Genomic DNA, 22,105 nt, shown 5'->3' on the forward strand with positions numbered 1-22,105 from the left:
TGGGATCCCCGGCACGCCGGTCCGCTCCTCCCCCGGCGGGGGCATCCCACCGCGGAGATGTACCCGGGACCCCCACGAGACCGGAAGGATGCGCGGCATGGATGGCGAACGCAGGGCGCCGGCGGCAACGCTCCTGGCGGCGCTCTACCTCGTCAGCGGAGCGCTCTGCTTCGCGGGCGCGGTCCGGCCGATCGATCCCGGCACACCCGTCGGCCTGCTCTGGGCGCTGGGCGCCGTCGGTCTGGTGGTCGGCGCCGGCATCGCCGCGCTGGGCCGGGACCTGCGCCCCTGGGTGATCCACGCGGCGCTGGCCCTCCTGTCCGTGCTCATCGGCGTGCTCGCCTGGCGCTCGGCCACCCCCGTCGGCGTCGTGGGGCTCGGCCCGGCGCTGATCGCCGTCGCGCTCTACGCCGCGCACGTCCTGGCTCTGCCGGCGGTGCGCGTGCACGCCGGCCTGCTGGTCGTCGCGGCCAGTGCCGGCGCCGCGGCCGCGGAGCCGTCGGGCTTCCTCCAGCCGTGGCTGGCGCTGGTCGTCACGGTCCTCGCGCTGGCCGAGGCCCAGGGCAGGCTGGCCCGCCGGCTGCGCAACGCCGCCGACACCGATCCGCTCACCGGCGTCGCCAATAGACGCGCGTGGGAGGACGAGGCGTCCCGCCACCTGGCCGGCGCCCTGCGCAGCGGAGAGCCGCTGAGCATCGCCATCCTGGACCTCGACGACTTCAAGACGGTCAACGACCGGGACGGGCACGGCGCCGGCGACGCGCTGCTCCGCGAGCTGGCCGCGGGCTGGACCAGCCGGCTGCGCCAGGCCGACCTGCTCGGGCGCTACGGCGGGGACGAGTTCGTGCTGTGCCTGCCCGCCACCGACGAACGCGGCGCCCACGAGCTCCTCGCCCGGCTGGAGGAGACGCACGACTTCCGGTGGTCGGTCGGCCTGGCCACGCTCGAGCCGGGCGACACGCTGGCCGGCGTGCTGCAGCGCGCCGACGAGGACCTCTACACCCGCAAGCGCTCGGGCCGCCGGGCGGGCTGATCCCGGCCCGTCAGGACTCGACGGCGCGCCACCGGCCGGTCTCGAGGTGCGAGCCGGCCATCGGGCCCATCTCGAGCATGCCGCCGTCCACCGCCCAGGACGCGCCGGTGACGTACCCGGCCGCGGGCGAGGCGAGGAAGGCCACGACGGCCGCGACCTCGCGTGCGTCGCCGGGGCGGCCCAGCGGCACTCCGGGCCGGTCGTGCCCGGGAGCGGTCGGGTCCTCGTCCTCCTGCCCGGTCATGGCGGTCGCGATCTCGCCGGGCGCGACGGCGTTCACGGTGATGCCGTGCTCGGCCAGCTCCAGGGCGGCCACCTTGGTGAGCAGGCCCAGACCACCCTTGGCGGCGCAGTAGGCGGCTGCGCCCACCCGCGGCGCGTGCTCGTGGACGCTGGTGATGTTCACGATCCGCCCGCCCCGGCCGGCGGCCACCATCCGGCGGGCGGCCCGCTGCAGGCACAGGAACGCGCCGTCGAGGTCGGTGGCGAGCACCTCCCGCCAGGTGTCCAGGTCCAGCTCCAGCAGCGGGGTGCGGTGCCCGGTGCCGGCGTCGTTGACCAGGACGTCGACCCCGCCGAGGGCCTCGGCGAGGTCGTCGACGACGTCGGCGGCCCCCGGCAGCCGGGTCAGGTCCAGGTGCCGCACCTCCGCGCGCCGGCCCAGCGCGCGCACCTGCTCCGCGGTGGCCTCCGCGTCCGCCTGCTCGCGGTACCAGGTGATGCCGACGTCGCAGCCCTGCTCGGCGAGGGCCACGGCGGTGGCCCGCCCGATCCCCGACTCCGAGCCGGTGACGATCGCGATCCGCGGGTTGTCGCCCATGCGGCGACGCTAGCGAGGGGCGGGCGGACCCGCAGATCGCGCGTGGGTGCGGACCGGGAGCGGGGTAGGGATGCGGCATGCCCCGGACCCGACCCCTCCTGCTGGCCCTGCTCCTCGCCCTCGTCCCGGCGTCCGGCTGCGTCGTGGTCGAGGGCGGGGGCTCACCGGGTTCGGTCGCCACCGCCCCGGCGCCCGGCACACCGCCCGACGACGCCGCGGACGGTCCGGCCGAGGAACGCATGGCGCGCGCCCTCTTCGACCGGGTCAACGCCGAGCGGGAGGCCCGCGGGCTGCAACCGGTGGCGTGGGACGACGCCCTCGCCGAGGTCGCCGCCGACTGGAGCGAGGCGATGGCCGGGACCGGCGTCCTCGAGCACCAGGACATCCGGTCGCTGCTGGACCGGGACGACCTGGAGGGGTTCGCCGGTATCGGGGAGAACGTCTTCACCGCCTCCGGCCCGGTGCCCGCGGGCGTCGCCCACGTGGGATGGATGCGCTCGGACGGGCACCGGGTGAACGTGCTGAACCCGGGGTGGAACCGGCTGGGCGTCGGGGTGTTCTGCGCTCCGGACGGATCGACGTGGGCCACCCAGCAGTTCGGCCGCACCGTCGACGCGGATCGCCCGGAGGTGAGCGACGAGACCCCGCCGACCGAGCCCATCGCGCGCCCGGAGGAGGACGGTCCCTCCTGCGGCTGAGCGGGACGGTCACCGGGCCGGCTGACCGGGACGGTTACCGGGCCCCCGCGCCCGGGTAGCGCGGGCACGGATGGACGAGGACCGCCGGTTGCCGCGCGTGCGGCGACGTGTCCGCACCGTCCGCGACCGGCTGGGCCGTGCCTACGAGCGGGTGCCGGAGCCGGCGCGCCGGTTGCTGGCGTGGCTGCGCAGTCCGGAGTTCGTGACCACCAGTTCCAGCCTCGCGTTCTACGCGATGATCTCGCTGCCACCGATGGTGCTGCTCGGGTTCTGGATCGCCGGGTGGTTCGTGGACGAGGAGAGCCTGGCGGACCTGGGCGCCGAGGTGTCCAGCCGGGCTCCGGACGACCTGCCGGTCGCCGACATCCTGCGCGCACTGATCGACGTGGCCGCCCAGACCGGCCCCCTGGCCGCGGTGGCGGCGATCTGGCCGGCCACCACCTACGGTGCCGCGCTCGCCCGGGCGTTCAGCGACATCGCGCCGGAGGCCGAGCGGCGCATCCGGGGATGGAAGGGACGGCTGCTGGCCCTGGTGGTGATCGCGGCCCTGCCCTTCGCGGTCTTCTCCGGCCTCGCGACGCTGTACCTCGCCCCCCGGCTGCTGGGCGCCGGTGGATGGCTGCAGCTCGCGCTGGGGCTGGGCGCCGTCACGGTCCTGGGCCTGCTCATCGCGCTCGTCTACGGCCTGTTCGAGCTCCGCGAGACCCGCTGGCACGACGTCGCCGTCGGCGCCGCCACCGCGGTCGGCCTCGTCACCCTGACCACCGCGGGCTACCTGGTCTACCTGGAGTTCGCCGACTTCACCCAGCGCTACGGGCCCACGGCACTGGCGACCGCGGTCCTGCTCGGGCTCTGGCTGCTGCTGGGCAACGCCGCCCTGCTCGCCGGCTACCGGCTCATGTCGCGGCGGGCGGGCCGACGTTCGAAGCCGGCCGGCTGACCGGTGGCGCCGCCGGCCGCTGCCCGGCACGGTCGAACCGGGCGGACCACTCCGCCAGCAGGTCCCGCAGCGCGGGCGGGCCGAGCACGGTGAACTCCGCCTCGACGCTGCCGAGCGCGAGCGCCGCCCAGGTGAGGTCGTAGGTCTCCATGCGCAGCAGGCACCGCCCGTCGCCCTGCCCGGTCACCGTCGCCCAGGGTCCGATCCGCCGCTGGACGTCGACGGCGGAGGCCTGCACCAGCGCCTCCACCACGTGCGCCGCCGACCGGGCGTCGGTCCCGCGGCGGACGAAGGCGGCGGCGTCCTCGGCAGGGAGGGGCCGCGGGGCGAAGCGCTGCCCGGTTCCGCGCGGCGCGGTGAGCCGGTCGAGCCGGAAGCTGCGCCAGTCGCCCCGGCCGAGGTCGTAGGCGACCAGGTACCACCGGCGTCCCATGGCGACGAGCCGGAAGGGCTCGGTCAGCCGCTCGGTGCGGGCGCCGTCCGCGGCCGTGTAGGAGAACTCCAGCCGTTCGGTGTCGCGGCAGGCGGCCGCGGCGGCGACGAGCACCTGTGGGTCGACCACGGCCCCCGCGGCCCCTCCCGGGGCGGGCACGGTCATGGCGCCCAGCGCCTCGGCCCGGCGCCGGAGCCGAGCGGGGAGCACCTGGACGACGGTGGTGAGCGCCCGGACCGACGCCTCGGCCATCCCGGCGACGGCGCTCTGCGCGGCCGCCTGCAGGCCGACGGTCAGGGCCACCGCCTCGTCGTCGTCCAGCACGAGGGGCGGCAGGGAGGCGCCCGGGGCCAGCCGGTATCCGCCGTCGACCCCCGGCTGGGCGTCGACCGGGTAGCCGATCTCGCGCAGCCGCTCGACGTCGCGCCGGAGGGTGCGCAGCGAGATCCCCAGGCGCCCGGCCAGCTCACCACCGGCCCAGTGGCGGCGCTGCTGCAGCAGCGAGAGCAGTCGCAGCGTGCGGTTCCCCGGTCCGGTCACGGGTCGAAAGTCTTGTCCATCGCGGTCAGGATCTGTCACCGATCCCTCCTAGCGTCGTGAGTGACCGAACCAGCCGACCGGAAGGCATCCCGATGACCACCTCCACCCTGACCACCGAGCGCGCGGACCTGCTGGAGCTGCTGCAGGCCCACCGGCACTTCCTCCGCTTCACCGTCCAGGGCCTGACCGACGAGCAGGCCCGCCGGCGGACGACGGTCAGCGAGCTCACCCTCGGCGGCCTGATCAAGCACGTCGCCAGGACCGAGGCGGGCTGGGCACGCTTCGCCGTCGAGGGGCCCGAGGCGATGGCCGCACCGCAGGACGAGGCCGGCTACGCCGAGTGGGCCGACGGCCACCGGCTGCTGCCCGGCGAGACGCTGGCGGGCGTCCTCGCCGAGTACGAGGAGGTGGCCGCCCGCACCGACGAGCTGGTGCGCACCCTGGACCTGGACGCCGCCTTCCCGCTGCCGGAGGCACCCTGGTTCGCACCGGGAGCCCAGCGCTCGGTGCGGCGGACGTTCCTGCACATCGCCGCGGAGACCGCCCAGCACGCCGGGCACGCCGACATCCTGCGGGAGTCCCTGGACGGTCAGAAGACGATGGGCTGACGCCTCGACGAGACCTGCCCGGTCGGGGCCTCCCGGCAGCGGGAGGCCCCGAGGGCGCGGATCTCGTGGACGGGCCGGCGGGGATCAGCCGTCGCCGAGGGCGGCGAGGTGCGCGGCGGCGCGGTCGCGGGCCTCCGCCGCCTCGGCCGCCTCCCGCTCCGCGGCCGCGCGGCGGCGCTCCTCCCGCTTCAGCGCGGTCGCGGCCTCGGCCGCCGCGCGCTCGGCGTCGGCCAGCTGGTCGGCGAGCTCGTCCACCCGCTCCTGCAGCTCGGTGCGGCGGGCGGCGAGCTCGTCGGTCCGCTGCCGCTGCTCCTCCAGGACGGCCTCCGCCTCCCCGGCGGCGGCCTCGGCCTCCTCCGCCGCGGCACGGGCCTCGGCCAGCTCGCGACGCCGCTTCTCCTCCGCGGCGCGCCGGCGGTCCTCCTGCTCGCGGGCCCGGCGGTCGGCGGCCGACTCCCCCGGCTCCTTCGTCGGTGCCGCAGGCTTCTCGCGTGCCGCGCTGCGTCCCACCCTCGGTGCCGGGTGCACCAGGCGGAGATCGGGCTTCGACACCGTCGTCCCCAGGCCGCTGTAGGACATCGGCGAGGTGAGCCGGCCGGTCAGCAGCGCCCGTCCGGCGTCCGGGTCGGCCATGGCGGCGCGCAGCGTCTCCTCGACCTGCGTGGCCACGGCCGTGCTGACCGGGTGGCCGCGACCGGCGGCCAGGCCTCTCGCCTGGCGGGTCAGGGCGGTGACCAGCTGCCGGCGCTGCACGTCGAGCGCGCGCAGCTGGTCACCGGCCAGGTTCTCCTGCGCCTCGCGCAGCAGGTCGCCCAGCTCGACCAGGTTCTCGATCTCCTCGCGGTGCTCCCGGACCAGCAGGTTGCACGCCCACGCGGCGGCCGAGGGCTTGGGCAGCGCGCCGATCTCCTTGGCCAGGGCCTTGTCACCGTCGGCCTTGGCGGCGTCCTGGCGGGTCTTCCGCAGCTCGACGAAGCCCTCGGGCGGCACCTCGTAGAGCTCGTCGGCCACCTCGTCGAGCTCCATCGCGCCTCCTCGAACACTGCGAACTCGTGGTGATCAGCGCCTGATCACCACGAGTTCGTAGCACTCGACCGGTTCAGCAGCAGGACGCGGCGAGGCGGGCGTCGGTGTCGGCACCCTCGGGGCGGCAGCAGGAGCCGTCGCCGGCCACCTCGGACAGCTCGGCGGCGGTCTTCCCCTCCAGGTCCGGCCGCGCGTCGCCGGTGACGGTGTAGACCTCCCACGGCTCGCCGCCCGGTCCGGTCACCCACACCTTGTCCTGGACGGCGTAGCAGCAGGTGGTGTCGTCCTCGACCCGCGTGGCCAGCCCGGCCTCGGCCAGCCGGTTCGTCGCGGCGGCGACCTCGTCGGTGGAGGACACCTCGACGCCCAGGTGGTCCATGCGGGTGGACTCGCCGGCCGCCCCCTCGAGCAGCACCAGCTTCAGGGGCGGCTCGGCGACGGCGAAGTTGGCGTAGCCGGGACGGCGCTTGGCGGGCTCGGTGTCGAAGAGCCGGGAGTAGAACGCGACGGCGGCGTCGAGGTCGGCGACGCGGAGGGCGAGCTGCACACGGGACACGGGGGCCTCCTCAGGAGCAAGACATCGACGGGCGTCGATGTCTGAACGCAGAATGAACACCCCACATCGATGCTTGTCAATACGATGTGCGTCGTTACGATGGCGACCGATGTCCCGACGCGAGGAGACCCGATGAGCGACCCCGGCCTGGCGTGCTGCACGCCGCTGTCCGGCACGGCGATGTCCGCCGAGCAGGCCGAGCAGGTGGCCCCGCTGCTCAAGGCACTGGCCGATCCGGTGCGGCTCCGGCTGGTCAGCCTGATCGCCTCCAGCGCGACCGGTGAGGCCTGCGTCTGCGACCTGAACGACGCCTTCGACCTCACCCAGGCGACGATCAGCCACCACCTCAAGGTGCTGCACTCCGCCGGCCTGCTCGACCGCGACAAGCGCGGGGTGTGGGTCTACTACGCGGTCCGCCCCGAGGCGCTGACCGCCGTCGCCAGCCTCTTCTCGACCTCCGCGCTGGCCCCCGCATGAGCGACGCCGTCCGCGAGACCGCCCGGGCCGACGTCCCTGCCGACGCCCCGGTCCTGCAGAAGCTCTCCACGCTGGACCGGTTCCTGCCGGTCTGGATCGTCGCCGCGATGGCCCTCGGGCTCGCCCTGGGCCGCTGGGTGCCGGGTCTGGACGACGCCCTGAGCGCCGTCGAGGTCGGCGACGTCAGCCTGCCGATCGCCGTCGGGCTGCTGCTGATGATGTACCCGGTGCTGGCCAAGGTGCGGTACTCCGAGCTCGACCGGGTCACCGGTGACCGGAAGCTCCTGGTCGCCAGCCTGGTCCTCAACTGGGTGCTCGGGCCGGCGCTGATGTTCGCCCTGGCCTGGCTGCTGCTGCCCGACCTCCCCGAGTACCGGACCGGCCTGATCATCGTGGGCCTGGCGCGCTGCATCGCGATGGTGCTGATCTGGAACGACCTGTCCTGCGGCGACCGCGAGGCAGGTGCCGTGCTCGTGGCGATCAACTCGGTGTTCCAGATCGTCGCGTTCGCCGCGCTCGGCTGGTTCTACCTGCAGGTGCTGCCCGGCTGGCTCGGCCTGTCGACGACGTCGGCGGAGTTCAGCTTCTGGGCGATCGTCGTCTCGGTCCTGGTCTTCCTCGGCATCCCGCTCGTCGCCGGCTTCCTCACCCGCACACTGGGCGAGCGGGCCAAGGGGCGGGTCTGGTACGAGGAGCGGTTCCTGCCGCGCATCGGCCCGGTCGCCCTCTACGGCCTGCTGTTCACCATCGTCATGCTCTTCGCGCTGCAGGGCGACGCCATCACCTCGAACCCCTGGGACGTCGCGCGCATCGCGCTGCCCCTGCTGGCCTACTTCGTGCTGATGTTCGGCGGCTCGTTCCTGCTCGGCATGCGGCTGGGCCTGGGCTACGCCAAGACCGCGACGCTGGCCTTCACCGCCGCGGGCAACAACTTCGAACTCGCCATCGCCGTCGCGATCGGCACGTTCGGCGTCACCAGCGGGCAGGCCCTGGCCGGGGTCGTCGGCCCGCTGATCGAGGTGCCGGTGCTCGTCGCCCTGGTCTACGTCTCGCTGTGGGCCGCCCGCCGCTGGTTCCCCGGCGACCCGACGGTTCCGGCTCGCATCTCCGAAGGAGCAGCACGATGACCCGGACCGACCCGCGCGGCATGCCCGAGCTGCTGGACCCGAACCTGCTGCTCGAGCGCCACGTGGAGGACCTCTCCGCGCGCTTCGCGGGCATGGTGAACGCGGAGACCGTCGAGCGGATGGTGTTCGAGTCCTACGCCGCGCTGGGGCGCACCGCCCGGGTGAAGACCCACCTGCCGGTGCTGGCCTGCCGCTTCGCGACCTCGCGGCTCACGGCGCTCGCCCAGGCCAAGGGGGTGCTGTCCAAGGACGCGCCCGAGGTGCTGTTCATCTGCGTGCAGAACGCCGGTCGCTCGCAGATGGCCGCGGCCATGGTCGAGCACTTCTCCGAGGGTCGGGTGCACGTCCGGTCGGCCGGATCCATGCCGGCCGACACCGTCGACCCCGTCGTCCTCGACGTGCTCAGCGCGCGCGGGATGGTGGTCACCGACGCGTTCCCCAAGCCCCTGACCGACGACGTCGTCCAGGCCGCCGACGTGGTGATCACCATGGGCTGCGGGGACGCCTGCCCCGTCTACCCGGGCAAGCGCTACCTGGACTGGGCCGTCGCCGACCCGGCCGGCGAGGACCGGGCGACAGTGGACGCCATCGCCGCGGACATCGAGACCCGCGTGCGGGGGCTGCTCGCCGAGCTCGCTGCATGAGCCGTCGCCTCGTCGTCGTCGGCGGCAGCGACGCCGGCATCTCCGCCGGTCTCCGCGCCCGCGAGCTCGACCCCTCCGCGGAGGTCACCGTCGTCGTGGCCGACGCCTATCCCAACTTCTCGATCTGCGGCATCCCGTACCACGTCTCGGGTGAGGTGCAGCGCTGGCAGTCGCTCGCGCACCGCACGTACGCCGACCTCGAGGCGGCCGGCCTGACGCTGCGAATCGACACCCGGGCCACCCGGATCGACGTCGCCGGGCAGCGTCTCGCGGTGACCGGGCCCGACGGGACCGAGCTGCTGCTGCCCTACGACGAGCTGGTCGTGGGTACCGGCGCCCGTCCTGCGCTGCCGGCCGTCGCCGGCCTCGGGGGCACGGACGGCCTGGGCCCGGCGGACGGCGTGCACCTGCTGCACACCATCGGCGACACCCATGCGCTGATGGCGAGCCTCACCGACCGTCCGGTCCGCTCGGCACTCATCGTGGGAGCCGGCTACATCGGCGTGGAGATGGCCGAGGCGCTCGCCGCGCGTGGCATCGCCACCACCGTGGCGCAGCGCCCGGCCGAGGTCCTGGCCACCGTGGACCCCGAACTCGGCGCCCTGGTCCGCGCCGAGATGGACGCCCACGGGGTCGAGGTGCTCACCGGCACCACCGTCACCGGACTGACCCGGGCCGACGACGCACGGATCGCCGTCACCGCCGTCGGTGGCCTGCCGGACCGCTCCTTCGACCTGGTGGTCGTCGTCGCCGGTGTCCGCCCCGACGTGCGGCTCCTGGTGGACGCCGGTGCGACGACCGGCGCCGCGGGCGCGGTGGTCGTGGACGACAGGATGGCCACCGGCCTGCCGCACGTCTGGGCGGCCGGGGACTGCGTGGTCACCCACCACCGCCTGCTGGGGACCACCTACCTGCCACTGGGCACCACCGCGCACAAGCAGGGCCGCGTCGCCGGGGCCAACGCCGTGGGCGGGCACGCCCGCTTCGCCGGCAGCGTCGGTACGCAGGTGGTCAAGGTGTTCGACCTGGTCGCCGCCCGCACCGGGCTGCTCGAGCACGAGGCGGCCGCCGCCGGCTTCCGGCCGGTCACCACGCAGACCAGCCCGGACGACCACAAGGCCTACTACCCCGGCGCGCAGCCGATCACGATCCGGGTCACCGCCGACGCCGACACCGGCCGGCTGCTGGGTGCACAGCTGGTCGGCCGGCTCGGCAGCGAGGTCGCCAAGCGCGCCGACGTCTTCGCGACAGCCCTGTTCCACGCCATGACGGTGGAGGGGATGGCCGATCTCGACCTGGCCTACACCCCGCCCCTGGGGTCACCCTGGGACGCCGTGCAGATGGCGGCCCAGGCGTGGAGCCGGGAGCACCGGCCCGCCGCGGTGCCCGCCCTACCCTCGGCGTTGGCCGAGTGAGCCCCCCGACGAAGGAGAATCCGTGAGCGACCGTCCCAGCGTGCTGTTCGTCTGCGTGCACAACGCCGGCCGCTCGCAGATGGCCGCCGGCTGGCTGCGGCACCTGGCCGGCGACGCCGTCGAGGTCCGGTCGGCCGGCTCCGTGCCCGGCGACCAGGTGAACCCGTCCGCGGTGCAGGCGATGGCCGAGGTCGGCATCGACATCTCCGACCAGCGGCCCAAGGTGCTCACGACCGACGCCGTCGAGGCCTCCGACGTCGTGATCACCATGGGCTGCGGTGACGCCTGCCCGATCTTCCCGGGCAAGCGCTACCTGGACTGGGCGCTGGAGGACCCGGCCGGCAAGGGCGTGGAGTCGGTGCGGCCGATCCGCGACGAGATCGAGCAGCGGATCCGCGGCCTGCTCGCCGAGCTCGGGGTCAGCGCTCCCGCCTGAGCACGAAGAAGAACGGCGCGGGCAGTCCGCGCAGGTCCACGAGACCCAGCCGCACGTCGTCGGACACCCAGCGGAAGACGTCGATGATCGGCAGCGCGTCGTAGACCATGGCAGCGGTCAGCACGCCGCGGTGCTCGACCGACCGCAGCCGGGCCCGCGGCTTCGACGTCGTCACCAGCGGGCGGACGAGGCGGAACGCGGTGCGTGCCGCCCGCGAGTGCGCCAGCGCCGGCCGGTCGCGCAGCACCCCGATCGGCACCAGGGCCGGGTCGACCGGCCGCGGGCCGGAGCGGGTGCTGAACAGCAGCGGGTGCACCCGCTCGCCGTCGAGGAACTCCTTGCCGTACCAGCCGTAGGCCTCGAGCAGCCCGTCCAGCGCCGACCCGGTGGGCAGCCCGCTCCCCCGCCAGCGCCCGAGCATGGCCGACGGCGCCACGGCGTCGAGCGCGTCGAAGCAGGCCAGCGCCTCCTGGGTGGACGCGCCGGCCCGGTGCTCGGCCAGCCACTGCTCGGGGTTCACCGGCGGGACGTCACGCCACCGGCCGCTCGAAGGTCACCAGCACGCCGTCGACACCGCCCGGGCCGATGCGGCCCTTCACCTCGACCGACGTGATCGCCTTGAGCTGCCATCCCTCGCGGGCGTGCTGGTTGAGCACCTTCTCCAGCTTCCCGCCCGACATCTTGCCGCCGATCATCCCCTCGCGGATCTCCTCGACCTTGTACTCGTACCGCGCTGCCATGACCGCTCCGTCCGTCGTCGTGGAGCACCCACCCTGCCGGTCCCGGCCGTCCGTGGCGAGGTGAGGTCAGCCGCGGATGACGGCCAGTGCGCGCTCCAGCTCCGGTGTCAGCCGCGGGATCGGCTGGGTGTCCCCCGGGCGCGGAGTGCCGTCCGGCGGTACCACCACGGGGCTGCGCATGGCCATCGCCACGGCGTCGGGATGGACGCGGGCGGCGGGGACGCGTCCCGTGGGGACCGGCCGGTCCCCACGGACGGACGGCACAACCGCGGCAGCCGCCCACCGCGCGGCACCGGCGCCGAACGCCGTGGCAGACAGCGCGGCCAGCTCGGCCCACTGGCGCCCGACGAACTGCAGCCGGTGGACGTCGTCCACCCGCGAGCGGACGGTGGCCCGGAACACCACGTGCGCGGCGCGGTCGGGCACCCGGATGGCCAGTTCCACCTCGTCCCCGATCGCGGCGCCGACCCCCCGGACGCGCACCTGCGCACCGCCCAGGGAGACGTCGACCAGCCGGGCGGGGGCCCCGTCGACGACGGCCGGCAGCGCGGCGGGGAACCGGTGTCCCTCGCGGCGCTCGGCGGAGAAGCGCGGGTCGCGGATCCGCCGGATACCGGCCAGCACGAAGCCCAGGGTGGTGCCGACCCAGAAGACGGGGATGAGCGTCGCCGCGCCGCCACCGTGCTCCGTCGGCGTCCAGCCGGCGACGCTCGCCGCCGTGTACAGCAGAGCGCTCCCGAGGACCGCGGCCAGTACGAGCAGCACCCCCGGCACCCGGGCGCGGGTGCGCTCCTCTCCGGTGCGCCCCTTGGCCGTGACGGCGAAGCGACCGGTCCCGCGGCGCACCAGCGTGAGGGTGGCGGCCAGGTTGGACGGCAGCCGCACGACCTCGAACAGCAGGGAGAACCGCGCCGGGGCGAAGCCTCGCGACACCAGCGTGAGCGCCACCTGCTGCAGCAGGAACGGCACGCCCGCCATGACCGCGAACTGCAGCGGCGGCGCGTGCACCGGGAACAGACCGGTGACCAGGACGGCGACCGGCACGAGCGCGAGGCCCAGGGTGCGCCAGGAGTCGAACCACGCCGACAGCGAGTAGACGTAGCCCAGCCGCTGTCGCAGCGTGAGCCCGGAGGCGGTGAGCGGGTTGTCGTGCCGCAGCACCTGCATCGAGCCCCGGCCCCACCGGCGCCGCTGCGCGTAGAAGGCGTCCGGGCTGCCGGCCGCCAGACCCCGGGCGAGCACCTCGTTGTGGTACGCGCTCCGCCAGCCGGCGCGGTGCAGCTTCATCGTGGTGTGGAAGTCCTCGGTGAGCGACTCCGTCGCCACCCCGCCGATGCTGCGCAGCGCCTCGGCGCGCAGGACGGCGTTCGTGCCGCACCAGAACGCGGCACCGGCGTGGTGCTTGCCCGGCTGGATGACCCGGTAGAACAGCGCCTCCTCGTGCAGGTCGTCGCCCGGGCGCAGGTGCTCGAAGGAGCTCGTGTTGTAGAAGTGCTGCGGCGTCTGGACCAGCGCCACCCGCTCGTCGGCGAAGTAGGGCAGCGTGCGGGTGAGGAACTGCGGCTCGGGCACGTGGTCGGCGTCGAACACCGCGATCAGGTCGGTCTCCACCAGGGCCAGCGCGTGGTTGAGGTTCCCGGCCTTCGCGTGGGCGTGCTCGGGGCGACTGACGTACCGGGCGCCCAGCGCGGTGACCATCTCCTCGACCTCGAGGCGGTCCCCGTCGTCGAGCACCCACGTCTCGTGGTCGCCCTCCATCGCCAGGCAGGCGGCGACCGTGGGCAGGAGCACGTCGAGGTGCTCGTTGTACGTAGCGATGAGCACCGTGACCGACGGCGCCGTCCCCGGGCGCGTGACCGGGACGGCGGCCGGCGCGACGTTCCACGTCGAGATGACGAACAGGACCAGGCCGACGCCGCCGTAGAGCTCCAGCGCGAGGAACGGCAGGCCGATCCACAGTGCGGCGCCCTCGGGCAGGGTCGCGAGCACCCGCCAGGCGAGGTAGGCGAGAGTGGCCAGCACCGCCGCGAGCGCCACGGCGCGCACCACGGCGACCCGGACGGGGCTCTCCGGCGCCGGCACGCCGTCGCGCGCGCCGGTCGGCCGCCCGAGGCCCGCCGCGCCGTACCCGCGCACGGGAGGGACGGCGCTGTCGTGCTGCGGGAGGACCGGAGAGCTCACCCGGAAGGCATCGTCACCGCGGGTCGAACGGCACATCCCCCCTCGGGGTGAACCCGCGCCGGGCGGTCATCCGAGCACGGGCAGCGTCCGCTTGGCGGCGAGCCGATCCATCCCGGCCTGGATCTGGGCCTCCACCTGGTCGTAGATCTTCTGCACGTAGGCCTGGTCGTCGGCGCGCTCCGGGTCGTCGTCGACCTCGATCGGCTCGAGCAGCTCGGTGCGGATCTTCGCCGGCAGCGGGACGTGCGCCGGCAGGATCTCGACCGCCAGCGGGAACGGGAAGCCGGCGATGATCGGCAGGTTGGCCCCGCGCAGCGTCGACTTGAGGCCGGTGAGCTTGTCGATGGCGTTGGCCAGCCACCTGCCCTCGGAGACGACGAAGACGGTGTCGTGCCCACCGACGGTGGCCACCGGCACGATCGGCACCCCGGAGCGGATCGCCTGCTTGACGAAGCCGGTCCGCCCGCCGAGCGTGGCGACGTCGCGCTTGCGCCAGCTGCGCATGGCGTCCACCTCCCCACCGGGCCAGACGACGACGTCCTCGCCCTGCTCCAGCGCGGCGCCGACGGCCTCCCGGTTCGCCGCGATCACGCCCACCGCGCGGAAGTAGTCGCCCAGGCCGGGGGCGGCCATGAGCACGTCGTGGGCGGTGCCGTGCAGCGGACGGCGACCCTCGAAGTGGGTGTGCCAGGCGTTGACCAGCGTCCAGGCGTCCATGGTGAGCGCACCGCCGGAGTGCACCCCGACCACGAGGCAGGTGCGGTCGGGCACGTTCTCCCAGCCGTCGATCTCGAGCCGGAAATACCAGGTGTTCAGCAGGTCGTAGACCGGCTGCTGGAGCCGCATGAGCGTCTCGTTGGGCGGGTTCGGCTCCATCGCGGCGCCCACCCGCCGGCTGATGAGTCGCTGGAGGAGGTTCTGCTGGTGCTCGACCATGCTGCTCCCTCGGCGCGCTGGAGGACGGCGGCTGTTCCGTGCAGGACAACGGCCGCGTTCCCCGGAGGTCACGCCGCGCGGAGAGATCGCCCGGTCAGCCGTCCGCCGGCCCCTCGGGTGCGGCCGGCCGCGGGCCCTCCGGGCGGTCCAGCAACCAGCGCCGGATGTGCGCGTACACCCGGGGGTGGTCCAGCAGGCCGAAGTGGTGCAGCCCGCCGAGGCGCTGGACGTGGTCGGCGGGGAACGCCAGCCGGTCGTCGTCCCCGGTGTCGCCGAGGGCGCTGCGCGGCGGCACCAGCAGGTCGCCGAACCAGTCGGCGGCCCGCCCCTCCGGGTTGCGGCTCAGCGTCGCCATGACGACGAAGTGCCGGGCGCCGTCGTGCAGCGGCACCTGCGTGGGGAGCTCCGACGTCGGGGCGTCGAGGTCGCGACCGGTCCAGTCGTCCTCGACCAGCGCACCGTGGCGGAGGTCCTTGATGCCCACGCTGCGCAGCGACAACACCCGGGCCAGCGGGCGGGTCTCGGGCAGCCGGGCCAGCTGCACAGAGAGCCGGTGCACCCCGCGCTCCAGCGGGGCGCCGAGGTGCGGGGCGCCGAGGGTGACGGTGTCGCGCACCAGGTGCGTCCAGGCCTGCGCCTCCGTCGTCCCGCCACCGGCCTGGTGCAGGGCGCTGCGGGCGACCAGCCCGCCCATGGAGTGGCCGATCAGGACCAGGTCCTGCACCTCCTCCGGCCACGCGCTCACCAGCTCCTCCAGCAGCGCGGCCAGCGCCCGCCCGTTGTCGGAGATGTGCAGCCCGGTGTTGTAGCGCAGGTACACCGGGGTGAGCCCGAGGTCGGCCTGCAGCAGGGTGCCGTAGGTGACGTCGGGCCGCCCGTGGTGCTTCTCGGCGCCGTAGCTCCAGGAGTCCTCGGTCTCGGTCAGGCCGTGCAGGAACACCACGATCCCGCCGCTCGCCGCCGGGAACGCCGTGCGCAGCGATTCCGCGTCCAGGGGGACGGCGCGGCCGGCCACCCGCACCGTCATGCCCAGGTCCAGCCCGGGAGCCGAGCGCTGCACGAGGTCCCCGTGCGCCCCGTTCAGCACGCCGAGCACCAGCCGGCCGCGGCGTTCCTCGTCGAGGTCCCGGCCGCTGGCCCGGCGCGCGGCCGCGCGGCCCACGGCCCGCGCACCCAGCCCCAGTGCCAGGCCCACGCCCGCGTAGCTCAGCCCGGCGACGGCGTCGTGCCAGACCTTGACCGGCCGGCCGACGGGCCCGACGGCCCCGAAGACGCGGTCGGCGATGCCCTCGTGCACCTCCCGGACCCGGGTGGCGCCACCCCGCAGCGTCAGCCGGGCCAGCTCCGCGGCGCCCTGGACCTCGTCGGTGCGCATCTGGTCTCCCTACCCGGCAACGGCTCCTTCGACCTGTGCGTTGCAGCACCTAGGCTGGACGGCGCAACGGCACCCGACCCGAGGAGTCCCCGTGCTGCGCCTGCTCGGCTGGCTGCTGGTGATCTGGCTGGCGCTCAGCCTGCTGGGCGCCTTTCTCGCCGTCCTCAAGGGGCTGGTCTGGCTCGCCGTGATCGGCGTACTGCTCGCCGGGGCGGCCGCCGCGCTGGGCTGGACGAAGCGGGACCGGACGGAACTGCCGCGCGGCTGGTGAGGCGTCAGTCGCCGTCGGCGTCCCCGGTCATCCCGTCGCCGTAGGGCAGCGGCTCCCCGCGCGCCGGCGCCGGGACGACGGGCTGCGCCTGCACCTCGACCTGTTCGTCGCGGGCCACGCGGGCCCCGTCGACGAACTCGTCCAGCGGGATCGCGTACCGGGGATCGGCCATGCCGCCAGCCTGTCGCTCCCCCGCCCGGTCGTCCAGACCCGTCAGCGCATCTCGCCCGCGCCGACGTAGGGGAACGGGCTGGTGAGCAGGTGCCCCTCGGCGAACCGGGAGAGCCGGAAGTCCGACTCCGGGACGTCGGGGTCCGAGCTCTTGCCGTCGACGACGAGATCGGCCACCAGCCGGCCGACCGCGGGCGAGATCTTGAAACCGTGCCCGCTGAACCCGGCCGCGACCACCAGCCCGTCGACCGGGGTCTCGGAGATGACCGGGTTGAAGTCCGGCGTCACGTCGTAGCAGCCGGCGTACGTGCCGCTGACCGAGGCGTCCTCCAGTCCCGGGAAGCGGTGCGCGATCTTGCCCACCGCCATCTCGAGGAAGTCGTCGGTGGCCCGGTTCAGGTAGGCGTCCGGGTCGGCGGGCTCGGGCACCGAGAGGTCGCTGTTGCCGAACAGCAGCTGCCCCCCGCCCTCGGCCCGGATGTACTGCAGCGAGACCAGGTCGGAGAAGACCGGCACGGGCCCGAGGTCCGTGCCCGGGTCGAGCAGCACGATCGCCTCGCGGTGTACGCGGACCGGCAGATCGATGCCCAGCGGCGCGAGCAGCGCGACCGACCAGGGGCCGGCCGCCACGACGACCGTCCCCGCCGCGATCGTGGAGCCGTCGGTCAGCCGCACCCCGGTCGCGCGGCCGCCGTCGCCCAGTACCTCGGCCACCGGCGTCCCCTGCCGGATCCGCACCCCGGCCCGCCGGGCCGCGGCGGCGAAGGCCTGCGCCGTTCGGTAGGCATCCCCGTAGCCACCGCGCGGTTCCCAGCCGAAGGCAGCGAAGTCGTCGAGGTCCGCTGCCGGCCACAGCCGGGCGACCTCGGTCCGGTCGATCTCCTCGGTCCGCACGCCCAGGGCGCGCTGGTTGGCCAGGCTGGCTCGCAGCGCCTCGACGTTCTCCGGCCCGACACCGACGACGTAGCCGGTCTGCGTGAAGCCGACGTCCTCCCCCAGCAGCTCCTCCGCGTGCTCGAAGACCTCGAGGCCGGCGTTGGCCATCGCGGCCAGCGAGGAGACGCCGTAGTGGCAGCGCACCACGCCGCTGGACTTCCCGGTCCCTCCGGAGCCGACGGTCTCCCGCTCGCAGACGACGACGTCGGTCACGCCGCGCTGCGCCAGCGCCCAGGCCGTGGCGGTGCCCTCGAGTCCGCCCCCGACGACGACGACGTCGGCGCTGGTCACCCCGCCCGTCACAGCGGCTGTCCCGGGATCCACGACGTCCCCGCCAGCGGCACCCGGGCCATGGCGGCCGCCTCGATGGTGAGCGCGACGAGGTCCTCGGGCTCCAGCGAGTGCAGGTGCGCCTTGCCGCAGGCCCGGGCGATCACCTGCGCCTCCATGGTCATGACGCGGATGAAGTTGGCCAGCCGGCGGCCGCCGACGACCGGGTCGAGCCGGTCGGCGAGCTCCGGATCCTGGGTGGTGATGCCCGCGGGGTCCTGGCCGGCCTGCCAGTCGTCGTAGAAGCCGGCCGCCGAGCCGAGCTTTCGGTACTCCTCGTCCAGGTGCGGCGAGTTGTCGCCCAGGGCGATGAGCGCCGCGGTGCCGATCGCCACGGCGTCGGCACCCAGGGCCATGCACTTGGCGAGGTCGGCGCCGTTGCGGATGCCGCCGGAGACGATGAGCTGCACCTTCCGGTGCAGGCCCTCCTCCTGCAGCGCCTGCACCGCCTGCGGCAGGGCGGCCATGGTGGGGATGCCGACGTGCTCGATGAAGACGTCCTGCGTCGCGGCGGTGCCGCCTTGCATGCCGTCGAGCACGATGACGTCGGCACCGGCCTTGGCCGCGAGCTTCACGTCGTAGTAGGTGCGGCTGGCGCCGATCTTGACGTAGACCGGCTTCTCCCAATCGGTGATCTCCCGCAGTTCGCGGATCTTGATCTCCAGGTCGTCCGGGCCGGTCCAGTCCGGGTGCCGGCAGGCGCTGCGCTGGTCGACGCCCATCGGCAGGGTGCGCATGCCGGCGACCCGCTCGGTGATCTTCTGGCCGAGCAGCATGCCGCCGCCGCCGGGCTTGGCGCCCTGGCCGAGGACGACCTCGATGGCGTCGGCCATGCGCAGGTGGTCGGGGTTCATCCCGTAGCGCGACGGCAGGTACTGGTAGACGAGGTGCTTGGACTGGCCCCGCTCCTCCGGCGTCATCCCGCCGTCGCCGGTGGTGGTGGACGTCCCGACCTCGCTGGCACCGCGGCCGAGGGCCTCCTTTGCCCGGCCGGAGAGGGCGCCGAAGCTCATCCCGGCGATGGTGACCGGGGTGGCGAGGTGCAGCGGGTAGGTGGCGTTGCGGTCACCGAGGACGACATCGGTGTCGCACCGCTCCCGGTACCCCTCGAGCGGGTAGCGGGACATGCTCGCGCCGAGGAACAGCAGGTCGTCGAAGTGCGGGACGCGGCGCTTGGCCCCGCCGCCGCGGATGTCGTAGATGCCGGTCTCGGCCGCGCGCTGGATGTCGGCGATGGCGGCGCGGTCGAAGGTGGCTGACTCACGGAGCATGGTCGTCTCCTCAGTACGCCGAGGCGTTGTCGACGTGGAAGTTGTAGAGCTGCCGGGCCGAGCCGTACCGGCGGAAGCCGGCGGGATCGACCGCCATGCCGGCGGCGGCGAGCAGTTCGGCGAGCTCGGCGAGGTGCTCGGGTCGCATCTCCTTCTCGACGCAGTCGGCGCCGAGGGACTTCACCGAGCCCTGCACGTAGATGCGGGCCTCGTAGAGGGAGTCACCGAGCGCGTCGCCGGCGTCCCCGCAGACGACGAGCCGGCCGGCCTGGCCCATGAAGGCGCTCATGTGCCCGACGTCGCCGCCGACGACGATGTCCACGCCCTTCATGGAGATGCCGCACCGCGCGGCGGCGGACCCCTCCACGACGAGCAGCCCGCCGTGGGCGGTGGCGCCGGCGGACTGGGAGGCGTTGCCGCGAACCCGGACCGTGCCACTCATCATGTTCTCGGCCACCCCGACCCCGGCGTTGCCGTTGACGGTCACGGTGGCGGACTTGTTCATGCCGGCGCAGTAGTAGCCGACGTGGCCGTCGATCTCCACCGACACCTCGGCGTCCAGGCCGACGGCGATGCTGTGCCGCCCGTCGGGGTGGATGACCCGCCAGGACGGCGCCTTCTCGGCCACGTCGGGCTCGTGCAGCGCGGCGTTCAGCTGCCGGACGTCGGAGACCGCGAGATCGACGACGGCCGGTTCCGGGCGGACCGGGGCCTCCATCAGGACGTCGCTCAGCGCTGCCATGCGTAGACCTCTTCCGGCTCGGGTTCGAAGATGCGGGCGTGTTCGATGCCGGGCAGACCGGCGAGGGCGCGGTACTCCGACGCCATCGCGACCCACTCGGGGGTCTCGGCCACGACGGCGGGCTTGCAGGCGATCGCGTCGCGGACGACGGCGAAGCTGTCCTTGGTGGAGACCAGCAGCGTGTAGAAGCCGTCGAACCGCTCCAGGAGCAGCTTCAGCGACTTCTCCAGGTCGTAGCCGGCGGCGAGCTGGGCGGCGACGAACCGGGCGCCGACCTCGGAGTCGTTGTCGGAGTCGAAGACGGCACCGGCGGCGACCAGCTCGCGGCGGATCGTCGCGTGGTTGGCGAACGAGCCGTTGTGCACGAGGCACTGGTCGGTGCCGACGGAGAAGGGGTGGCAGTGCGCCGGGGTGACGGCGGACTCGGTCGCCATCCGGGTGTGCGCGACCCCCTGCCAGCCCTGCGCCTGCGCCAGCCCGAACTCCGCCGCCAGCGCCTGCGGGTGGCCCACGCCCTTGAGGACGGCGACCTCCTCACCGGAGCCGATGACCAGCAGGTCGGGCAGGGCGGTGCGGACGGCGGCGACGAGGGTGTCGACCTCGACGGGCGCGTGCACGACCAGCGTCTGGCCGGCGTCGACCACCGCGGCGTGCGGGAGGGCGGTCCGCAGCGCCGTCGCCACCTGCTCGGGGGTCGTCGTCCCGGGCAGGAGGGAGACCGACGCGGAGCCGGCCGGGGACCAGCGGGGGTCGCCGTAGACGGCGACGCCGGCGGAGTCCGGGCCGCGCTCGGTGACCTGGCAGAGCATCCCGGTCAGCAGCTCGCCGAGCCGGGGGTACAGGGAGGGCTCCCGCAGGTGGAGCCCGACGATCCCGCACATGGGTGGGTGTTCCTTTCGGTAGGCGGGTCGGGGGTGCGGGTCAGAAGGCGGTGACGTATCGGTCGACCTCCCAGCTGGACACCTGGCCGTGCCACTCGAAGAACTCGTCGCGCTTGAGCCCGGCGAAGTAGCTGCTCACGCCGGGTCCGGCGGCGTCGAGCGCGCCGGCGACGACGGCGTCGGCCTCGAGCTGCTCGACGGCGTGCAGGAGGGTCGGCGGGAGGGGGTCGCTCCGGTTGGCGCCGGGGTCGCCCGGGTCGAGGTTGCGCCGGATGCCGTCCAGGCCGGCGGCGAGCGCGGCCGCGGCGGCGAGGTAGGGGTTGGCCGAGCCGTCGCCGCCGCGCAGCTCGACGCGGTTGCCGTCGGGCACACGCAGCAGGTGGGTGCGGTCGTTGCCGCCGTAGGTGGCCTGGCGCGGGGACCAGGTGGCGCCCGAGCGGGTGGAGGTGGCGCCGGTGCGCTTGTAGGAGTTGACCGTGGGGGCCAGCACCGCCTGCATCCCGCAGGCGTGGTCGAGGAGTCCGGCGACGAACGAGTAGGCCAGCGGCGAGAGGCCCAGGCCGCGGGCGTCGTCGGCGTCGGGGAAGGCCGGGGCGCCGTCCCGCCACAGGCTCAGGTGCATGTGCAGGCCGCTGCCGGTGCGGTCGGTGAACGGCTTGGGCATGAAGGTCGCGGTCATGCCGCGCTCCTCGGCCATGACCGAGAGCAGGTACCGGAGGGTGACGACGCGGTCGGCGGTGGTCAGGGCGTCGGCGTAGGCGAAGTTCTGCTCGAACTGCCCGTTGCCGTCCTCGTGGTCGTTGGCGTAGTTGCCCCAGCCCAGCGAGTTGATCGCCTTGGAGACGGCGGTGAGGTGCTCGTACATGCGGGTGAGCCCGCGGGCGTCGTAGCAGGGGCGCTCGGCGGTGTCCTTCGCGTCGGCCGGGCGGAGTGCGCCGTCGGGGCCGCGCTCGACGAGGAAGTACTCGACCTCGGCGCCGACCTTGAGCTCCAGCCCCAGCTCGGCGGCCTTCGCCAGCTGCTCCCGGAGGATCACCCGCGGGGCGTAGGGCCAGGGCACGCCCTCGACGTGCGGGTCGCAGTGCACGATCGCCAGCCCCGGCCGGAGGAAGGGCACCGGCATGTAGGACGTCGGGTCGGGGATGGCCATCAGGTCGGGGTCCTTCGGCTCCTGCCCCATGGCGCCGACGGCGTAGCCGGCGAAACCGACCCCCTCGGTCTGCAGCTCCTCGACCGCCTGGATCGGGACGAGCTTGGCGCACGGCTTGCCGGTGAGGTCGACGAACAGCGCGAGGATGAACTCGACGCCGTCGGCGCGCGCACGGGTGGCCAGGTCGGGCTGCCCGGCGGCGGCGCCGTTCGGGCCGCGGCCGGGCGCCGGGACCTGCTCGGGCACCGGCGGAGCGTCGGGACGGGCGGCGGTGAGCGACACGGGAACCTCCGGAGTAGCTGTTCACTGACGTGAACCTCTGTCGCATAGGAGTAGACGCCGCTCGCGTTTCACGGGCGTTACCTCGC

At 74.3% G+C, this 22,105-nt stretch carries 25 protein-coding genes; 10 read left to right on the forward strand and 15 right to left on the reverse strand.

Annotated features, from left to right (window positions below; translation table 11 throughout):
- The first annotated feature begins 97 nt into the window (after positions 1-97).
- Positions 98-1,033, forward strand: a complete 936-nt coding sequence (locus ACI793_RS09155; protein ID WP_456606066.1) for a GGDEF domain-containing protein — start codon at positions 98-100, stop codon at positions 1,031-1,033.
- 10 nt (positions 1,034-1,043) lie between these two features.
- Here the strand turns inward: ACI793_RS09155 and ACI793_RS09160 are convergent, their stop codons facing one another.
- Positions 1,044-1,853, reverse strand: a complete 810-nt coding sequence (locus tag ACI793_RS09160; RefSeq protein WP_456606067.1) for an SDR family oxidoreductase — start codon at positions 1,851-1,853, stop codon at positions 1,044-1,046.
- A 77-nt stretch (positions 1,854-1,930) separates the two neighbouring features.
- On the opposite strand from ACI793_RS09160, the gene ACI793_RS09165 reads away from it, so the two are divergent.
- Positions 1,931-2,551 carry a CAP domain-containing protein gene (locus ACI793_RS09165; RefSeq protein WP_456606068.1) on the forward strand — a complete coding sequence of 207 codons (621 nt, stop codon included), beginning with the start codon at positions 1,931-1,933 and terminating at the stop codon, positions 2,549-2,551.
- Between the two features lie 70 nt (positions 2,552-2,621).
- Entirely contained in the window at positions 2,622-3,491 is an 870-nt protein-coding gene (locus ACI793_RS09170; RefSeq protein ID WP_456606069.1) for a YihY/virulence factor BrkB family protein, read from the forward strand.
- On the opposite strand, the gene ACI793_RS09175 is transcribed toward ACI793_RS09170, so the two are convergent.
- A complete protein-coding gene (locus ACI793_RS09175; protein ID WP_456606070.1) occupies positions 3,448-4,464 on the reverse strand; it encodes a helix-turn-helix transcriptional regulator in 1,017 nt (338 codons plus the stop codon). The two genes, ACI793_RS09170 and ACI793_RS09175, sit on opposite strands and share 44 nt — an antisense overlap.
- Before the next feature lie 92 nt (positions 4,465-4,556).
- Here ACI793_RS09175 and ACI793_RS09180 point away from each other — a divergent pair, with 92 nt between their 5' ends.
- Positions 4,557-5,072 (forward strand): DinB family protein, encoded by a 516-nt coding sequence (locus ACI793_RS09180; protein WP_456606071.1) that lies wholly within the window; start codon positions 4,557-4,559, stop codon positions 5,070-5,072.
- Positions 5,073-5,156: 84 nt separating this feature from the next.
- Here ACI793_RS09180 and ACI793_RS09185 read toward each other — a convergent pair whose 3' ends face one another.
- Entirely contained in the window at positions 5,157-6,098 is a 942-nt protein-coding gene (locus ACI793_RS09185; protein WP_456606072.1) for a hypothetical protein, read from the reverse strand.
- Between the two features lie 73 nt (positions 6,099-6,171).
- Positions 6,172-6,654 (reverse strand): ArsI/CadI family heavy metal resistance metalloenzyme, encoded by a 483-nt coding sequence (locus ACI793_RS09190; RefSeq protein ID WP_456606073.1) that lies wholly within the window; start codon positions 6,652-6,654, stop codon positions 6,172-6,174.
- Positions 6,655-6,786: 132 nt separating this feature from the next.
- Here ACI793_RS09190 and ACI793_RS09195 point away from each other — a divergent pair, with 132 nt between their 5' ends.
- The 5 genes from ACI793_RS09195 to ACI793_RS09215 are packed head-to-tail and all read left to right on the forward strand — an operon-like array spanning position 6,787 to position 10,753.
- Positions 6,787-7,131, forward strand: coding sequence for a metalloregulator ArsR/SmtB family transcription factor (locus ACI793_RS09195; RefSeq protein WP_456606074.1), 345 nt, complete (start codon positions 6,787-6,789; stop codon positions 7,129-7,131).
- Positions 7,128-8,258: an ACR3 family arsenite efflux transporter gene (arsB, locus tag ACI793_RS09200; protein ID WP_456606075.1), complete on the forward strand. Its 1,131-nt coding sequence runs from the start codon at positions 7,128-7,130 to the stop codon at positions 8,256-8,258. The genes ACI793_RS09195 and arsB overlap by 4 nt, the downstream gene beginning before the upstream one ends.
- Positions 8,255-8,902, forward strand: a complete 648-nt coding sequence (locus ACI793_RS09205; protein ID WP_456606076.1) for an arsenate-mycothiol transferase ArsC — start codon at positions 8,255-8,257, stop codon at positions 8,900-8,902. The genes arsB and ACI793_RS09205 overlap by 4 nt, the downstream gene beginning before the upstream one ends.
- Complete coding sequence (locus tag ACI793_RS09210; protein ID WP_456606077.1) at positions 8,899-10,317, forward strand: FAD-dependent oxidoreductase; 1,419 nt, start codon at positions 8,899-8,901, stop codon at positions 10,315-10,317. The genes ACI793_RS09205 and ACI793_RS09210 overlap by 4 nt, the downstream gene beginning before the upstream one ends.
- Positions 10,318-10,339: 22 nt before the next feature.
- Entirely contained in the window at positions 10,340-10,753 is a 414-nt protein-coding gene (locus ACI793_RS09215) for an arsenate reductase ArsC (RefSeq protein ID WP_456606078.1), read from the forward strand.
- On the opposite strand, the gene ACI793_RS09220 is transcribed toward ACI793_RS09215, so the two are convergent.
- From ACI793_RS09220 to ACI793_RS09240, 5 genes are all read right to left on the reverse strand, one after another.
- Entirely contained in the window at positions 10,737-11,273 is a 537-nt protein-coding gene (locus tag ACI793_RS09220) for a DUF4334 domain-containing protein (protein ID WP_456606079.1), read from the reverse strand. The two genes, ACI793_RS09215 and ACI793_RS09220, sit on opposite strands and share 17 nt — an antisense overlap.
- Positions 11,274-11,283: 10 nt before the next feature.
- Positions 11,284-11,493 carry a DUF4177 domain-containing protein gene (locus ACI793_RS09225; RefSeq protein WP_456606080.1) on the reverse strand — a complete coding sequence of 70 codons (210 nt, stop codon included), beginning with the start codon at positions 11,491-11,493 and terminating at the stop codon, positions 11,284-11,286.
- Positions 11,494-11,559: 66 nt separating this feature from the next.
- On the reverse strand, positions 11,560-13,674 hold the full coding sequence (locus ACI793_RS09230) for a glycosyltransferase (RefSeq protein WP_456606081.1): 2,115 nt from the start codon (positions 13,672-13,674) through the stop codon (positions 11,560-11,562).
- Between the two features lie 66 nt (positions 13,675-13,740).
- Complete coding sequence (locus ACI793_RS09235; RefSeq protein WP_456606082.1) at positions 13,741-14,610, reverse strand: lysophospholipid acyltransferase family protein; 870 nt, start codon at positions 14,608-14,610, stop codon at positions 13,741-13,743.
- Positions 14,611-14,704: 94 nt separating this feature from the next.
- Positions 14,705-15,985 (reverse strand): lipase family alpha/beta hydrolase, encoded by a 1,281-nt coding sequence (locus ACI793_RS09240; RefSeq protein WP_456606083.1) that lies wholly within the window; start codon positions 15,983-15,985, stop codon positions 14,705-14,707.
- A 91-nt stretch (positions 15,986-16,076) separates the two neighbouring features.
- Between ACI793_RS09240 and ACI793_RS09245 the strand changes: the two genes are divergently transcribed.
- On the forward strand, positions 16,077-16,256 hold the full coding sequence (locus tag ACI793_RS09245) for a hypothetical protein (protein WP_456606084.1): 180 nt from the start codon (positions 16,077-16,079) through the stop codon (positions 16,254-16,256).
- A gap of 4 nt (positions 16,257-16,260) precedes the next feature.
- On the opposite strand, the gene ACI793_RS09250 is transcribed toward ACI793_RS09245, so the two are convergent.
- Genes ACI793_RS09250 through glnT form a run of 6 tightly spaced genes read right to left on the reverse strand, consistent with a single transcriptional unit; the run spans position 16,261 to position 21,983 of the window.
- Entirely contained in the window at positions 16,261-16,428 is a 168-nt protein-coding gene (locus ACI793_RS09250; protein ID WP_456606085.1) for a hypothetical protein, read from the reverse strand.
- Between the two features lie 41 nt (positions 16,429-16,469).
- On the reverse strand, positions 16,470-17,666 hold the full coding sequence (locus tag ACI793_RS09255) for an NAD(P)/FAD-dependent oxidoreductase (protein ID WP_456606086.1): 1,197 nt from the start codon (positions 17,664-17,666) through the stop codon (positions 16,470-16,472).
- Complete coding sequence (locus ACI793_RS09260; protein WP_456606087.1) at positions 17,663-18,964, reverse strand: FMN-binding glutamate synthase family protein; 1,302 nt, start codon at positions 18,962-18,964, stop codon at positions 17,663-17,665. The genes ACI793_RS09255 and ACI793_RS09260 overlap by 4 nt, the downstream gene beginning before the upstream one ends.
- Positions 18,965-18,974: 10 nt before the next feature.
- Positions 18,975-19,706, reverse strand: a complete 732-nt coding sequence (locus tag ACI793_RS09265) for a GltB/FmdC/FwdC-like GXGXG domain-containing protein (RefSeq protein ID WP_456606088.1) — start codon at positions 19,704-19,706, stop codon at positions 18,975-18,977.
- Positions 19,694-20,587 (reverse strand): hypothetical protein, encoded by an 894-nt coding sequence (locus tag ACI793_RS09270; RefSeq protein ID WP_456606089.1) that lies wholly within the window; start codon positions 20,585-20,587, stop codon positions 19,694-19,696. The genes ACI793_RS09265 and ACI793_RS09270 overlap by 13 nt, the downstream gene beginning before the upstream one ends.
- Positions 20,588-20,627: 40 nt before the next feature.
- Positions 20,628-21,983 (reverse strand): type III glutamate--ammonia ligase, encoded by a 1,356-nt coding sequence (gene glnT / locus ACI793_RS09275; RefSeq protein WP_456606090.1) that lies wholly within the window; start codon positions 21,981-21,983, stop codon positions 20,628-20,630.
- Between the last annotated feature and the right edge of the window lie 122 nt (positions 21,984-22,105).

This window comes from Blastococcus sp. SYSU DS0617 (assembly GCF_054051075.1).